This is a genomic window from Pyramidobacter sp. CG50-2, from assembly GCF_003612005.1.
Lineage (GTDB): Bacteria > Synergistota > Synergistia > Synergistales > Dethiosulfovibrionaceae > Pyramidobacter.
In genome coordinates this window covers 1-15,610 of sequence record NZ_RAWT01000004.1, presented here as the reverse complement: position 1 = coordinate 15,610, position 15,610 = coordinate 1, and the positions used below count along the sequence as shown (strand labels likewise).

14 protein-coding genes and 2 tRNA genes are annotated in these 15,610 nt (G+C 50.8%); 12 read left to right on the top strand and 4 right to left on the bottom strand.

Annotated features, from left to right (window positions below; all coding sequences use genetic code 11):
- The first annotated feature begins 13 nt into the window (after positions 1–13).
- Together sdaAA and D7D26_RS01400 are read left to right on the top strand one after the other, a co-directional pair.
- Positions 14–1,618, top strand: a complete 1,605-nt coding sequence (sdaAA, locus tag D7D26_RS01405; RefSeq protein ID WP_120371727.1) for an L-serine ammonia-lyase, iron-sulfur-dependent, subunit alpha — start codon at positions 14–16, stop codon at positions 1,616–1,618.
- Between the two features lie 562 nt (positions 1,619–2,180).
- Complete coding sequence (locus D7D26_RS01400; RefSeq protein ID WP_120371726.1) at positions 2,181–2,495, top strand: IS30 family transposase; 315 nt, start codon at positions 2,181–2,183, stop codon at positions 2,493–2,495.
- 368 nt (positions 2,496–2,863) lie between these two features.
- On the opposite strand, the gene D7D26_RS01395 is transcribed toward D7D26_RS01400, so the two are convergent.
- The gene (locus tag D7D26_RS01395; RefSeq protein ID WP_158606220.1) at positions 2,864–3,745 is read right to left on the bottom strand and encodes a MurR/RpiR family transcriptional regulator; all 882 of its coding nucleotides are present in this window, start codon (positions 3,743–3,745) and stop codon (positions 2,864–2,866) included.
- A 224-nt stretch (positions 3,746–3,969) separates the two neighbouring features.
- Here D7D26_RS01395 and D7D26_RS01390 point away from each other — a divergent pair, with 224 nt between their 5' ends.
- The 6 genes from D7D26_RS01390 to D7D26_RS01365 all read left to right on the top strand — a co-directional run bounded on the left by D7D26_RS01390 (position 3,970) and on the right by D7D26_RS01365 (position 10,900).
- On the top strand, positions 3,970–4,998 hold the full coding sequence (locus tag D7D26_RS01390; RefSeq protein ID WP_009165136.1) for an ornithine cyclodeaminase family protein: 1,029 nt from the start codon (positions 3,970–3,972) through the stop codon (positions 4,996–4,998).
- 244 nt (positions 4,999–5,242) lie between these two features.
- On the top strand, positions 5,243–6,625 hold the full coding sequence (locus D7D26_RS01385; protein WP_078014969.1) for a sodium/glutamate symporter: 1,383 nt from the start codon (positions 5,243–5,245) through the stop codon (positions 6,623–6,625).
- A 29-nt stretch (positions 6,626–6,654) separates the two neighbouring features.
- On the top strand, positions 6,655–7,746 hold the full coding sequence (locus tag D7D26_RS01380; RefSeq protein ID WP_120371724.1) for an NAD/NADP-dependent octopine/nopaline dehydrogenase family protein: 1,092 nt from the start codon (positions 6,655–6,657) through the stop codon (positions 7,744–7,746).
- A gap of 415 nt (positions 7,747–8,161) precedes the next feature.
- Positions 8,162–8,512, top strand: a complete 351-nt coding sequence (locus tag D7D26_RS01375; RefSeq protein ID WP_158606219.1) for a transposase — start codon at positions 8,162–8,164, stop codon at positions 8,510–8,512.
- A gap of 86 nt (positions 8,513–8,598) precedes the next feature.
- Entirely contained in the window at positions 8,599–10,011 is a 1,413-nt protein-coding gene (locus tag D7D26_RS01370) for a sodium:solute symporter family protein (RefSeq protein WP_120371722.1), read from the top strand.
- Between the two features lie 19 nt (positions 10,012–10,030).
- Positions 10,031–10,900, top strand: coding sequence for a nitrilase-related carbon-nitrogen hydrolase (locus D7D26_RS01365; RefSeq protein WP_040550858.1), 870 nt, complete (start codon positions 10,031–10,033; stop codon positions 10,898–10,900).
- A 110-nt stretch (positions 10,901–11,010) separates the two neighbouring features.
- Here the strand turns inward: D7D26_RS01365 and D7D26_RS01360 are convergent, their stop codons facing one another.
- The 3 genes from D7D26_RS01360 to D7D26_RS01350 all read right to left on the bottom strand — a co-directional run bounded on the left by D7D26_RS01360 (position 11,011) and on the right by D7D26_RS01350 (position 12,249).
- A complete protein-coding gene (locus D7D26_RS01360) occupies positions 11,011–11,895 on the bottom strand; it encodes a YitT family protein (RefSeq protein ID WP_009165143.1) in 885 nt (294 codons plus the stop codon).
- 194 nt (positions 11,896–12,089) lie between these two features.
- A tRNA-Gly gene (locus D7D26_RS01355) sits at positions 12,090–12,164 on the bottom strand.
- A gap of 8 nt (positions 12,165–12,172) precedes the next feature.
- A tRNA-Asp gene (locus tag D7D26_RS01350) sits at positions 12,173–12,249 on the bottom strand.
- Between the two features lie 177 nt (positions 12,250–12,426).
- Between D7D26_RS01350 and D7D26_RS12100 the strand changes: the two genes are divergently transcribed.
- The 4 genes from D7D26_RS12100 to D7D26_RS01335 form a co-directional block, all read left to right on the top strand.
- Positions 12,427–12,618 carry a hypothetical protein gene (locus D7D26_RS12100; protein WP_147413020.1) on the top strand — a complete coding sequence of 64 codons (192 nt, stop codon included), beginning with the start codon at positions 12,427–12,429 and terminating at the stop codon, positions 12,616–12,618.
- A 62-nt stretch (positions 12,619–12,680) separates the two neighbouring features.
- Complete coding sequence (locus D7D26_RS01345; RefSeq protein ID WP_120371721.1) at positions 12,681–13,535, top strand: hypothetical protein; 855 nt, start codon at positions 12,681–12,683, stop codon at positions 13,533–13,535.
- A 10-nt stretch (positions 13,536–13,545) separates the two neighbouring features.
- Complete coding sequence (locus D7D26_RS01340; RefSeq protein WP_158606218.1) at positions 13,546–14,661, top strand: PucR family transcriptional regulator; 1,116 nt, start codon at positions 13,546–13,548, stop codon at positions 14,659–14,661.
- Positions 14,662–14,884: 223 nt separating this feature from the next.
- Positions 14,885–15,610 (top strand): helix-turn-helix domain-containing protein (locus tag D7D26_RS01335; protein ID WP_158606217.1); only part of this gene is annotated, 726 nt, incomplete at its 3' end.

The window sequence follows — 15,610 nt, the reverse complement described above, 5'->3', positions numbered from 1 at the left end:
TGGAGGAATACATATGAACATCTGTACCCAGTGTGGTATGTGCACGAACAGCGGCGGCAATACCGACCGTCTTCCGAGCCTTTTTGACTCCATCGGCCCGATCATGACAGGGCCATCCAGCTCGCATACGGCAGGCATGGTGCGTATCGGGCGCATGTGCCGCCAATTGATTGGCGGCGCACCGGACACGATCGACCTTTACTTCTACGGCGCGCTCTCGATGACGTACAAGGGCCACGCCAGTGACTCCGGCGTTGTTGCGGGCCTGCTGGGCCAGCTTGAGGATTCTCCGGGAATCAAAACGGCGCTCCAGACAGCCAAGGCGCAAGGGATCCCTGTCGTCGTCCATCGTTACCCAGACGACACAAGCCACAGCCCGGCAACTGTCGACACAGAACTGACCCGGAACGGGGAGCGTTATCGGATTGTCGGCCTGACGATCGGCGGCGGCGAAATCCAGATGAGCGAGGTCGACGGTTTTCCTGTCGAACTCCATGGCAGCGAGGACGGCGTTTTGTTCTCCACCTCCAAAGCCTACACCGCTGCCGAGCTCTCTGCCGCAGTCGGCGCAACCTTCCAGTCCTGCGTGTCGACCGTGAAGGACGGCGTCTATTTTCACACGGCGATCTCGGACAAGTCCCTGAGCGAGGACGCCATGGCGAAGCTGAAGCTCCTTGCTTCAAAGGTCTATCCTCTGGCTGGCCTGTGGAACTTCAAGCTTGTCAACGCTGAACCGCTCGTGAATAGCTTCGATGAGCTTCTTGCCCGCGCAAAGGCTTCCTCGATCCCCGCGGTGGCCGAGGAATTTGAAGCGCAGCGCAGCGGCGTCACGCGCGAGTGGATCCGCAAAAAGACGCTCGAGGCATGGAAAACCATGAAGGCGTCCGTCGTCGCCGGCCTTGGCAAAAACAACCTTGTGGCCGGCTTCATGCCCGGCGACGACGGTGCGAAGCTCATGAAGCTTGTGAACGAAGGCAAAAATCTCTCAGGCCCCATCGTCGGCACGGCTGTCGCGCGCGCGATCGGCGTCATGGAGGCCAACGGCAGCATGTGCTGTGTCTGCGCTTCGCCAACGGCGGGTTCGTGCGGCGTCATTCCCGGCTGCCTCCTGACCTCTGCCGAGCAGCTCCACTCCAGCGAGGACCAAATCATTGACGCCCTGCTCGTCGCGGCCATGACGGGCGTGCTCATCGCCAAGCGCGCGCCGGTATCGGGCGCTCTTGGCGGTTGTCAGTCTGAAATCGGCGTCGCCAGCGCGATGGCTGCGGCAGGCCTTGTCCAACTTGCCGGAGGAACCCCTTTGCAGTGTTGTGAGGCAATGGCGCTTGCCCTCAAGAACATCCTGGGGCTTATCTGTGACCCCGTGGCAGGACCTGTCGAAATTCCCTGTATCAAGCGCAACGCGATTGGCGTTGGGAATGCCTACGTTGCAGCCGATATGGCACTTGCTGGCATCAGGAGTGTCATTCCACCGGACGAAGTCGTGGATGCCCTGATCAACACACAGCAGCTTCTGCCTCGCGAGCTTCGGGGCACTCTGGTTGGCGGACTTGCCTCGACGAAGACTGCGCGTCAGCTGAAGGACGTATGGTATAAGCGCATGGAAGAGATGGGGTAACAAAAATTGTCTCAATAATACTGGGCCTTGTTTAAAAAACAACGTGATTTGTACTCCTTCAACAAAACAACAATGGCGGCAAGATGAAGTTGAAAGCTCGCTGAAGCTGCATGGGCGGCTCTGAAATTCTTCTTGACCGGCAGGGGCGCAGAATAAAGGGACTGTCTCCAAACTGCAGAACTGTCTTTAAAGACGAAGGATACCATTTCGTTCCGCTTACATGCAGTGCTTCAACACTGGATAAATTTCATCACAGAAAAGCAAAGGGCCGCCTTAATTGGCTTTTGAGATGGCCTCTTGCTGTGCGGGAAGCGACAGGAGGAACTATCCGTAAAATTTGCGGTTGAAAAAAACGCGCTCACTCTTGATGCTGCATGGGGTTGTCTTCGTTTCCCTTGTAAAAGTCGGGACTTCAGGCAGTGGTCTCCCGAACAGATCGCTACACGCTTGAAAGAAGAGAAAAAACTCTATCTCCATCAGCTATGCGACGATTTACCGCTGCATCTCCAGCGGCGCTTTTGTCTGTACGTACCTCAAGAGCGTCGCCAGGACCGTCATCGATATGCTGAAAGATCTGCCCCATGAAAGCGTCACTTCGGATCGTGGCTGCGAGTTCTACAATTTCGAACAGATTGGCACCGGTCTGGGCGGAACGAAACTCTATTATCCGAAACCACACCAGCCATGGCAGCGGGGTACGAACGAAAACACCAACGGATTGTTACGGGAATGTTTTCCAAAGAAGAAGGATGTCACGGATATACCTAATGAAGTTATCCAGATGTATGTCAGACGCTTGAACTCTCGACCTCGTAAATGTCTTCACTGGAAATCTCCTTACGAAGTTTTCTACTCTGCCTCGTTGCGCTTGGTTTGACTATTTGCCTTCTAAAAGTTGGGAAAAAAAGCCGTCGAGGATCAGGACTACGCCGTCACCGCGATCGAATAAAAGCTTTTATCGATACGAGATACGACAAAGCCCAGGTTGGATCATGCCGAACATTTAGTTCGCCACGATCCAACCCGGGCTTTGTTAATTTTCAATCATCTTAAAGAGCTATCACTATGGAAGCATATGATGCGCTGGATGGATTAATCATTATGAATTAAGGAGTCGCTGATTAAATCAGCGACTCCCCAGAGAATGTGCGTGTGTTGGAGTTTCCTTTTGACGGGAGATTTTTCTTCTTTACAACGTTCAGATTCCATTCAATGTGTCTTGACGTTTATATCGAATTCTCGGGCTTACGGCTCGTAAAAAGTTTCGTAGTCAGAATAAAACTGTTCAAGTTGACTTAAAGATTTCACGTAGCTTTTGTAATGTGAAATACCATAAGCAAAAATTGAATTGAGGAGCGACATGCAGCCTACATAGGACGCTACGTAATTCTGTGTCCGTGTCGAACATGTAAAAACTAAATCTGCATAAACATATGACGGTGAAAGCTTGTCATCCGTCACTAAAACGATAGGAATTTTTCTGTCATGCAGCGTTTTGAGCATCTTGACCACGTCTTTTGAATAACGATTGAATGAAAAGGCCATAACTAAATCGTCAGAATGAACCGTAAGCATTTTGTCGATATAATCGCCAATTCCGGGCGTAATCGGAAAAACCGTAAGTCCTTGCATACGCAACAATAAACTTGTGTAGGTTGCAAAGATTGCCGAGGTTCGGAATCCCATCGTATAGATAATATGAGCTTTTTCAGCTAGGTGAAAAAATTTCTTTATATTTTCTTGATTAATCGGGTTATTCATTGTCCTGTGAATATTCTCGATATCTAGTCTTGTTACTTCATCCAAAACGCTCTGTTGGTGTGCCTCGGTGAAATTATCGTCGTTGATATTGTAGTGACTAATCAAAGTTTGCTGAATATGATCCCGCATTGCCTGTTTGAACTCCGAAAATGCGGAATACTGCATTTCAGTGCAAAACTTTATCACCGATGTCACGCTTACGCCGGCAGCTGTCGCTACATCAGTAATCGTACAAAAAGGAATGTCACTGTAATGCTCTATGATGTAGGTTGCAACTTTTCTCACTGCGGGAGAAAAAGCAGATTGTCTCTTTTGAATTTTTTCCAAGAAATTTTGCATTACAGCCCCACCTCGATTTATGTCCATCATAACAAATTTCCGCTTGAATCACATCATGAATATCTCAGAAGATGAAGATCTCAAGGTTTTCAACAAAGTTTTTTCCATTCAGTCGAAAAATCTTTGTCCATGTATACAAAATAATTTTATTTTTTTGTTGCAAGAAAAAATTTTTATGCTAATATTGAATTACATCGTACGATGCTGCAGGGACAGTTCGGCAAATTTTATTCCAAAAGGAGCGCGACGCAATGAGTACTTCGCATCTTGAAATTCTATTTTTGAACAATAAGGAGGTCAATTCTCTAGCGGGCAATTCTATGCCGGATGTTATTCACGATATCGAACGAGTTCTCTCGATGCTTGACAAGGGAGAAGCGATCAATGCCGGTAAAATCGTTCTTCATTGGGGAAAAACCATCGAAGAAGAAAACATTTACGGGCGCATCAATGCCATGCCAGGTTTTGTCGGTGGCGAATACAACATGGCTGGCATTAAATGGATTGGCAGCAATCCCAACAACTACAAACAAGGACTGCCACGTGCAACAGTAACCGTGATTCTGAATGATCCAATATCGAAAGTGCCGGTATGTATTTCTGACGCGACTACGGTCAGCGCCAAGCGTACTGGCGCCGTTGCCGGATTGGCGATGAAGTACCTCGCGGTGCAAAACGCACAAACAATGACGATATTCGGTGCGGGAGCACAGTCGCGTACGCAGCTTGAAGCCGCTATGGTCGTTCGTCCGTCCATCAAGGAAGTTTATATTACTGACATTGTATTTGAACGTGCCGAAAGCTACGCCGCGGAAATGACCGCAAAGTATCCCGGTCTTAAAGTTACGGCAGTTCAAGACGCTTCCGGTGCCTGCAGGAAGAGCGATATTATCAGCACCGTAACTATTGCGACAGAGCCCGTTGTGCAGGCGGAATGGATTAAAAAAGGCGCTCTCATGATCAATAATGCTGATTATGAATACACATATGACTGCGTCAGGCTGGCCGACAAGGTTTTCGTTGATACGTGGGAAACTATCAAACATCGTATGATTAGCACTGTAGCGCTGATGTGGCGAGATGGTCTGTTTAAGGATGAGCAGATCACGGCTGAGCTTGGTGAGATCATCAACGGTAAAAAGAAAGGGCGTGAGAATGACGAAGAAACAATCTACTTTAACGCCGTCGGTATGGGGGTTGAAGATATTGCAGTAGTTTCCCGTGCCTACCATAAAGCAGTGGAAAAAGGCATAGGAACCAAGGTTCCTTATTGGGTGTAGGCTGCTTGTCAATTTCCCCTTGCAAATAAAATAGGTCCTTTAATATCGCTCAGGATATTAAAAGAATGAGGCCGCTGCAAGTGAAAGAATGAGGTTTTGCATAGAAATAGTTCTGTTCTCTCTCTAAGCGGCCTTTTATTTAGGAGCATTTTGTAAGTAAATATACGATGATATTGGTTTTTATAGGTGCAAAGTGACATAAAAATTGTATTTTTTGCCGTATTTCAGGAAAGGAGCTCAAAACATGTTCCCTTTGGAAAAAATTACGAGCGGCACTATTAATAATCTGCTCCTATATATCAGTATTGTTGGTCTGTTACTTGTCGTTGCCAGTCTTATCCGACTCAAAGTACATTTTTTACGCAAAGCCTTTATTCCTGCTTCGCTACTGGCTGGAGTTATTGGTTTGGCTTTAGGCCCCTACGCGCTAAAAATTATCCCTGCTGCAATGATGACATCTATTGGTGCTTTACCAAGCTCAATGATCACGATTGTATTCTCTTGTATGTTGCTGGGAGTGAAAAAAGAGAAGACGGGAGAATATGCGCTGCATGACAGCGTCACGGGGCTTCTTTGGCTATGGTCGAATAGTTTTATGCAGGTGGGCGTCACCGCACTGTTGTGTGTCGTTTTGTTTACTCCGTTTTTTGGTGTTAACCCGCTGTTTGGCTCCCTGTTTGAGATCGGCTTTGCTGGCGGACATGGAACGGCGGGTGGCATGGCCTCGCTTTTCGAAGATCCTAAGTTGCTTAACTGGATTGATGGTGCATCCTTGGCACCTACCGTAGCTACGATCGGCCTTCTTATCGGTATTTTCGGCGGTATGGGGGCTATCAACTATGGAGTTCGTAAGAGATACACAAAAGTTCTGACTGGGCCAACAAGCGGCGGAGACTCGCGGGAGATCTATCCTGAAGGTAATCGCGAGGCAAGTGCCAAGATGACGGTCAGTCAAGATGTTGTTGAACCTTTTGCCCTTCATTTAGGCGTTATTGGTATCGCTGTTATTGTTGGGCGCCTGATCGTGTGGAGTTTTGGCGCCATATTCAAGTACAAGGGATTGCCGCTTTTCCCTTTTGCCATGATTGGCGGGTGGTTGATCAACATTGTCATTCAGCATACGTCACTCCACGATCTTTTTGATCGTGCCACTTTTCAGCGTATCCAAGGCATGGCCCTTGAAATTCTGATCGTCGCAGCGATGGCTTCTATCAAGATTCCAGTTGTGGTCGAATATTGGATGCCGCTACTGATTGCTACTGTCATTATTACAGTCTTCATGTATTTCTGGCTGTTCTGGCTGAGCCCGCGCGTTTTTTCCCATTGTTGGTTTGAGCAGGGCATCATTCGGTTCGGTGCATTTACTGGAGTAGCTGCCGTTGGCTATATGCTGCTTCGTACGTCCGATCCTAAGATGGAGACGGATGCTGGAACCATTTATGCTCTTGGGTGTCCTCTCATGAGCCCTTTTATCGGCGGTGGGCTAGTGACGACAATGTATCCGTACTTTATCAAAAACTTTGGCGCGTTGGCGACAGGGTTGACTCTCTGTACGGCTTCAATTGCCCTGATCGTTGTGATGCGTTTGTTCTTCTGGAATAGGGCCATTCAGAAACAACAGCGATAAGTCTATTTTATGCGAGAGGAAGCTTTTTTATGGAAGCGAGTGTTGCAGTTATTGGTGCAGGGAATGGCGGAACGGCAATCGCCGCATACCTTTCCAGCCAAGGCGTAAAAGTAAATCTATGTGACCCTTTTCCACAGTACATTGCCGGCATTCAACAAGCAAATGGCGTTAATCTAACCGTGAACGGGCGAACATCGCACTGTCAGTTGAATTTAGTGACGACTGATATTCCTCTTGCCATTCAGGATATTCATTTGATCATGGTTGTCACACCTTCTTTTACTCATCGGTTGATTGCAGAAGCTTGTTTCAATGCGTTGGAAGAGGGACAGACTGTTGTCTTGAATCCTGGACGTACTGGCGGAGCTTTGGATTTTCTCAATGTAATCCGTAGCCGGGGCTGCAAGGCTGACGTTACCATTGCGGAGGCACAGACACTGATCTATGCCTGTCGTAAGACGGGGCCCTCGTCTGTGGAAATCAGCGGTATAAAGAAAAAGATCCTTCTGGGAGCTCTTCCGGCAAACCGTACGGAACAGGTATTGGCAATGCTCAGGCCTTTTTATCCACAGTTCGTGGCAGCGAAGAACTGTCTGGAGACAAGTCTTTCTAACATTGGTGCGCTTTTCCATCCAACTCCGCTGTTGCTGAATATCGGCAGGGTTGAGAGTGAAACTGGTGGTTTTCGTTATTACCTTGATGGGATTTCCCCTTCCGTGACTGTTCTTGTCAAAGAGATTGACAATGAACGTATGGCCGTTGCCGCTGCTTATGGTGTGAGCGTCCTCAGTGCAGAAGAATGGCTGATTGAATCGTATGATACTCATGGAGAGGATTTGTATCATTTGATTCAGAATAATGCCGCCTACAGCACAATCAAGGCACCAAAGACAATTGATGCCCGTTATATTACTGAGGATGTACCAATGAGCCTTGTGCCAATCTCCGAGCTGGGGCGTAAAGCGGGCGTTGCCACGCCCAATATCGACGCTGTTATCCAGCTGACAAGCGCAATCTATAAACGAGATTTCCGAGCGAGCGGCCGCTGTTTAAAGAATCTTAGCCTTGACAGTATGGAGAGGGAACAAATCATTCATTATTTTGAGACTGGCAGCCGCTGATCTGAATTGGTGTTAATAACTATTTCTTAATTGAAATGCTGAATAGCAATAGCGCTCCGAGGGAGATCCACAAAGCGAATTGCACGGACTGCGCAGCCGGCGAGACAGGCCCGAGCGACTGGACTCCCTTGGAGTGCTTCAGGACTGTCGTTAAACTATTCTATTAAGAATCAGTATTAGAATCCATGCTCGCTCTGATTACTGGTATGAGAATAACTGACCTTTCTCCATCGTACATGCCCCTATTATGGCCAGCACGGAGATATCCTCCCTTGTCATTGAACCGGAGCGTTCTAGACGTGTTAACCACTTTATGAATCTCGGCATCGATCCTTTCCACACCGTCAAATGAGCCATGGGCACCCTGGATTAGGTTAAGCACGAGACATGAAGCGCAGCTTACGCCGAGACTCTGTTGGCTGCACAGACTCATCCCAGAGATAAGGAATGCCTGACGAATGGCGATACGAAAGCTTGGCTTGTTGCGGCGACAAGAGGACGGGCGGAGAAAATCGAAAATGTAGCCTACACTCTTGACAAGGCACCAGAACATCAGCTGGAAAAGCAGCAGATCTGGATCGCCACAATTGCTGAGAATAGCAGCCATCTCTGTCGCGCATACCGTATGAAAGAAACGCTTCGACGGCTTCTAAAAATCGAAGACACCAACGAGGTAGAAGCAGATCTGAAAAGGTGGCTTTTGTGGACGGGCTACAGCAAAAATTCGGCTTTCAAAAAACTGTATCAGAAGGTCAAGTGCCACTAAAAGTATATAGTCTTTATTATTTTAGGGGCTAGAACAGCTGCTTTGGCATGACCGGATGTTCATAATATAATTTAGGAGGCGTTAATATGAAATCTGTGGTTATTGTTTTTGCGATTCTTGCTACGCTTCTATTAACCTATGGATTGAGCATGCTGATGACAAGAAAGGGCAGAAAAAAGAGTGTTAGTGTAGATGATTGGGAAGTCGGCGGCCGTGAGCTTCCTCTGTATGTCGTGGTAGGTACACAATTTGCTACAGCAATGGGAGGTGGAATTCTAGTCGGACAAGTTGGCAATGGATTCAGTAACGGATATTCAGTGATGCTTTACGGCATTCTGTGCCAGTTGTCTTTTGTTATTCTTATGTTCGTCGCTAAATGGTTGCGCGAACATAAGTTTGCGACTGTTCCCGAAATTTTACTGCACTATTCAGGTCCTAGCAAAACTGTGAGGATTCTGGCTGGCTTGATGACTATCGTTGTTCCATTTGGCTGGTGCTGTTCAAATTTAACAGCATTTGCAAAATTATATACGACAATTACAGGTATCCCCTTAAATATCTTGATTTGCGCTATGGCTGTCCTGTGTGTATTTTTTGTATTGCCTAGCGGACTTAAAACAGTAGCATGGACGGATTTTGTCTTTGGTTGTCTGATGTTTATCATCGGTACAACGATAGCAATTGTAACAGCGAGAATGGCTGGCGGCATGTCACATGTGATGAGGACAGTTCCTCAGGATATTGTACAGTTTCCGAGCTCATTATTCAGTGTTGGTTTATCTACGAGTATTTTATGGATTTTTTCACTCACTCCTGGTGGACTGACAAATCAGATGTATTATCAGCGTATTCTTGCTTGTAAAGAAACGAACAAGGTTATTAAAAGTCTAGCTATTTCTGCTTTCTGTGCACTGTTAGCCTATGTTTGGGCTATTGTCGTTGGACTAAGTGTTCGTTCCATGAATCCAGGACTTGAACGGGAAATGGCAACGGGATGGTTGATGAACGAATTACCTCTATGGGCGGTTGCGGTCTTTTCTGGATTGGTTGTATGCACGATTCTTTCCACAATCAGTTCTGGTATCCAATCGGTAGTTGTTAATTTGAATCGTGATATTTACCGTGTGCTGAATCCTCGAGTCTCGGAGAAATCCGCTGTACAGATAAACCGCGTTCTCTCTGTGATCGTGCTGGCGGCAGCGGCTTTGATTGCTATGTATTTTCCCCAGGTACTCAACCTCCTCGTGTTGACCTATTCGTATTCGGCTGCCGGGCTTGTTTGCCCGATCTTCCTCGGCTATATGCTACGCCGTAAGGGAATTATCACAAAGAATGGGCTCATCGCCGGCATGATCCTTGGTGTTGGAGTCTGTGCCTATTCTATGCACTTTAAGTCGGTCATTCCTTATGTGATCTGGGGTTGCCTTGCTTCTGGCATGGCGATGATTGTTTTCAGTAAATTGGACAAGAAGAATCCCGCTTATCTGGAAGAAAAATAAGAGCGGAGGGATGATAATTATGAACGGTCAGTCGCCAGCAAGAATAGCTTGTGTACAGATGGATGTTGTACAGGGAAATGTGGGACAGAATCTTGATACCGCCCAGCGAATGATCGAGCAAGCCTGTCAAAATGGGGCCAATCTGCTTGTTCTGCCTGAAATGTATAATACCGGTTGCGTGTTTGACAGGCGTTCCGACGTGTTTGCGCTTGCGGAAGCGGTGCCGAATGGAAGAAGCTCTCGGATGCTGGAGAATATAGCTCGTAAACATGGCATTTATATTGTCGCCTCATTGGTGGAGAAGGAAGAAAACGATCTCTTTAATACTGCAATATTAGTGGGACCTGACGGTTTTGTAGGCAAATATCGCAAGCTTCATCCCTGCGAAGATGAAGTCTATTGGGTTGAACCGGGAAATCTCGGTCTGCCAGTGTTTCATACGCGTATAGGTCGCATTGGTGTAATTATTTGTCTTGATGCATATTACCCAGAGACGTTTCGCATACTTGCATTGCAGGGCGCAGACATTGTCTGTGTCCCATCCAACTGGAGTGACGTCAAGGAAACACGCGCTTTACCGGATCCTTATTGGACAATGGCTCCTGTACTGTGCATGGCGAATGCTCTCTCCAACCACATCATTGTTGCTGGCACGAACCGCGTGGGACAAACAGGAAAGATGAAATTCCCCGGACAGAGTATTATTGTCGGACCATGGGGAAATCCAATTGCGGGGCCCGGGCTCATGAAAGAAGGAGTTATCTACGCTGACGTTGATCTGTGTGACAGTAGGCGCAAATATTTCCATCCGACAAACAGCCGTCTCGCGAACCGTCGGATTGACGTGTACAGTTATGACCTAGGTTATCGTCCTGAAAAATATATGTAGCGGAAGCATCGTTGATTAACAAAATATTATTCAAGGAGACCTCGAATAACTCTTTTTATCGGACGACATAAAGCATTCATCAGTTTTATGACACATGCTATTTGGCTCAGTTATTCTTCCCACTTCTGGAATCCCTTGCCCAGCACTTCCGAGGCGACGGAAAGGCGCAGGAAGGCGTTGGGGTCGTGTTCTTTGAGGAACAGCTTCAGCAGGATCTCCTGGCGCGGGGCGAGCAGGGTGATCAGCACGTGACGGGGGGCGGCGTTGAAGCCGCCGCGGGCGTCGAAGATCGTCACGCCGCGGTGCAGCGTGTAGACGATGTAGTTGCGCACCAGTTCCGCTTCGCTGGTGATGATCATGGCTTCCTTGCGCGAGGAGAAGGCCCGCAGGTCGCCGTTCATGACCAGCGACGTGATGTAGGACAACAGCAGTCCGTAGACGACGTTCTCGACCGAGACGACCCAGAAGAACAGCAGGATCACGGCGAAGTTCAGCAGCATCGAAATGTTGCCTAGCTCCACGCCCGTTTTGCGCCGTACCGCGACGCACACGATGTCGATGCCGCCGGTGGAGCCTCCGCCTGAAAACACCGTCGCCAGCGCAATGCCGTGCAGCACGGCCGCGACGACGACCAGTAGCATACGGTCGGCGATGACCGGCGCGGGGAAACGCGCAAAAAATTCCATGCCCAGCGACATCAGGACGGTAGAGTAGAGCGTCCAGTAGAAGAAGCGCTTGGGGAGCATCTTGTAAGCGAAAAGGAAAAGCGCGAAGTTGAACACGGCGTTGCTGAGCCCCAGCGGAATGTCACTGAGGTAGTTGAGGAACAGGCAGACGCCCATGACGCCCGTGTTGGGCAGCATTGCCGGTTTGATGAAGAAAACGGTGCCGACGCAGTAGAGCAGGGTGCCGACAGTGGTGACGAAAAAAGTCCGCAGTTCCTCTTTCAGCGCTTCGGGGGTGACGCGCAGACGCGCTGCGATGTTTTCAAGCATGGATCGATCCGCTCCTTATCATGATGTTCATTTTGCCGCGATCTCGCTTATCATACCTGATAAAACCTTAAAAGAGAATTCCCAGCGTCGGAAAGTCCGGCGAGACGTATAGTTTCCTTACGGAACAAACGGCCGCTCCCGACGAAAAATACGAAAAAGCCCCGCCGTGCAGACGGCAGGGCTTTCATTCTTAATGGAGCGGAAGACGGGATTTGAACCCGCGACCCCAACCTTGGCAAGGTTGTGCTCTACCCCTGAGCTACTTCCGCGTGGAGAATGGCGGGGCTGAAGAGACTCGAACTCTCGACCTTCGGCGTGACAGGCCGACGCTCTAACCGACTGAGCTACAACCCCATCCACGAACGCGACACGTAATATACCAGACTTGGATTCCTTTGTCAAAGGGCAATTTAAAGCTCTGTCTTTTATCAACCGTTCTTCCTGTGACCATAAGCCTGAGTCTTGTAGATTTTGCGATTGGGCCATTTTAAACAGTGAAAGAACAATATATAATGAAAAATGCCGCACAGAATGGCGCAGCTCGCAAAGGGGCATGGACTGGGGATGGTCGCCGCGGGTTCCAACGCCGTCGAGCTGAGCGGCGGCGACGGCTACCGGCCCCGCGTGGAAGAGCGCATCTTCCTCATCGACCGCACCAAGTACCTAATCCCCGCCGACGGCGGAACGGTCGAAAAGGGGCGCTTGAGACGGCGGCTGGTGTGATTCGGACTGACCGTCGTTCGTTTTCAGGAAAAAATCCAGTTTTCGAGAACGGAGGGGATCACGTGAAAGTGCAGATTTCGTTGACTGTCGAAGCGGGCAAGCGTTTGATCGCCAAAGCGATATTGACGCTGCCCGCCGTTCGGAGGGCGCTGGCGGAGGGGCGGCTGCTCCTTAAGGGCGGCACGACCGTTTCGCTGATTTCCGAAGCGGTCTGCGGCGTTCCGCTGAAGATCTGCGGGCGCATCGACCGCCGCGGCGCCGGTTCCTGCGCCGGAAACTGCCCGGCCCCTCACAGCCTTCTGCTGCATCGGGGCGTTCCTGCGCCGCTGGACGCCGAGCTTTGGTCCTCCGGAAAATTGAGATTTTCGCCGGGCGACGCCTGCGTGATCGGCGCCAACCTCGTGGATCGTCACGGACGCGCGGCGATGCTTGCCGGAAGCCCTTTCGGCGGAACGCTGCACTTTTTTACGAGCCTTCCCGCCGAAGGCGTGGAGATGATCGTTGCGGCCGGACTCGAAAAATACGCGCCCTGTTCGCTGGACGACGCCGTGGCCGCCGCGTCGCGTCTCGCCCCCGATCTGTCCATGGGCATGGCGGCAGGTCTGATTCCCATCCCCGGCCGCGTGATCAACGAAGCGGAAGCCTGCAAGATCCTCGGCGCCGCGGAAGTGCAGATTGTCGCGCGGGGCGGCATCCAGGGCGCGGAAGGCGGCTGCACGCTGCTGGCGAGCTTTGACGAGCGCCCTCAGGGCGAGGCGTTCTTCAACGAAATTCTGGCGTTGTCCGGCACGGTTTTTCAAAAAAGCGCGGGCGACGCAAAGTCGCTGAAAAGCTGTCTTGACACCGCTTGCGGCCCGACCGGCGCGGAGCACCGCGGCTGCTGGTACCGAAGCCGCCGCAGAGAACTTCCGGTCTAGGATGGCCGTCATGTTTACCGTTGCCGACATGCTCGAGCTACCCGTTTTCGCCGGCCATGAAATCGCGGCAGGCAAAAAAGGGACGGGAAACCGCGTCCGCTTCATCGATTTCATCGAGATCCCCGACCCTTCCGGCTGGTGCCGCCCCGACACGTTCTCCTTCACGACCGGTTACGCCTTCCGCAACAATCCCGAGCAGATCTGCCGCATCATCCGCGTCTTGAGCGCAGGCAGAGCCGCCGGGCTGGGCGTCAAGCTGGGACGTTTCATCAGCGCGATCCCGCCGCAGGCATTCAGCCTCGCCGACGAGCTGGACTTTCCCCTGGTCATCCTGCCCAAAGGACTGGCTTATGCCGTTGTCTCGCGCACGGTCATGCGCGAGATATTCCGCAGCGAACGGAGCTGTCGCGACGACGCCGGCGAGCCTCTCAGCCTTTTTCAGCTGGAGCAGGATCCCGTCGGCCTGCTCGAGTCGCTGAAACGGCAGGGCTGGGAAAGCTCCCGGAGCGTATGGAGCCTGCAATGGGAAAATCTGCCGCCGCAGCGGCCTTCCCTGCCGCCGCCGCGCGCTTTCCAGTACAGCGCCAACAGCTCCCTGCGCATGCTCGTCGCTCAGCTGCCCGGCGAGCGGGCGGATCACTTCGTCGAATTTCTGAAATGCTGCCTGCCGCAGCAGCTGGAACGCCAAAGCCTGGGCATCTCCGGCCCCGCGCCGCTGAAAAATATCGTCCAGAGCTTCGCGGAAGCGAGAGCGGCCCTGCGGCTCGGCGCACAGCTCGGCTTCGACGAAGGCGTCTTCGTCTACTCGGAGCTGGAACTTCTGGATCTCCTCAAAAAGAACCGGCCGCCGGCCGAGCTTCAGGAGGCCGCCTCGCGCTGTCTGCGTCCCCTCCTCGACGAAGACGTGAAAAAGCATTCCAGTCTCGCGCAGACCCTTCGCGTCTGGTTCGCCTGCGACGGTTCCTCCGAAAAAGCCGCTCAACGGCTGCACATCCATCGCAACACCCTGCTTTACCGCCACAAGCGGATCATGGAACTTCTTCCCCTGAACCGATACGGCTCAACGCCGTTCCGTCTGGCGCTGTTTTTTCTGTACGCGAAAAACGGCGCCGGCGGAGAATCGTGAAAGCCCCCTGAAGGAACGCGTTTTGAAAGGACGCTCCTTCAGGGGGCTTTATTTTTAGAATTGTGCGCCTGCATAATTTGATACTGTATTTTTATGCAAAAATATATTTATTATATTATTTAGCATGATAAAATTCAATAAGATCTCTAAAAACTGTCGTTGTTCAGTGATAAAGTCCCCCATAACTGTTCCAAGAAAATGTCACTCTGAGATAATACCGTTCATGAAACAGGAGCGAATGACATTGTCACAAAAGGAACTGGATCGTATCAGGATTATCGGAGCGCTTGTCGAGGGACGCATGACGAACAGGGAGGCGGCGGAGAAGCTGGGGCTCTGTCAACGGCAAATCATCAGGATCAAAAAGAGGTTCGTCGTTCAAGGGGCGGCGGGGCTTGTTCACGGCAACCGCGGCAGAACGTCTCGGCGCAGGATCGGAGATGAGGTTCGGGAGTCGGTGCTGAAGGCGTATGAGGAGGTCTATTACGATTTCAACTTCTCTCACTTTGCGGAATGCCTGAACGAACGAGAGGGGATCGGGATCAGTCGTTCGAGTGTCGTCCGCATCCTGAAGGACGAGGGGATCAGGAGCAAGAAGAGTGTGCGGCGACGGCCGAAGCTTCACCGTTCCCGACCGCGGAAGGTGGCCGCGGGGATGTTGTGGCAGACTGACGCCACGTCGTTTGAATGGTTTGGCAGGGGGAACGGGCGTGCGACGTTGCACGCTTATATTGACGATGCGACGGGGATCGTGACTGGCGCCTGTTTCACTGAGAACGAATGTATGGCGGGCTATGTCGCCGCGCTGGGGATGGGGATCGAGGGGTATGGGCTGCCGATGGCGATTTACAGCGACCGGCATACGATTTTCCGCTCTCCAAAGGCACGGGCGCAGGATGATGAGGATCGGATCGAAGGGAATGAAAGAACTGAAGGGAATGAAAGGAAT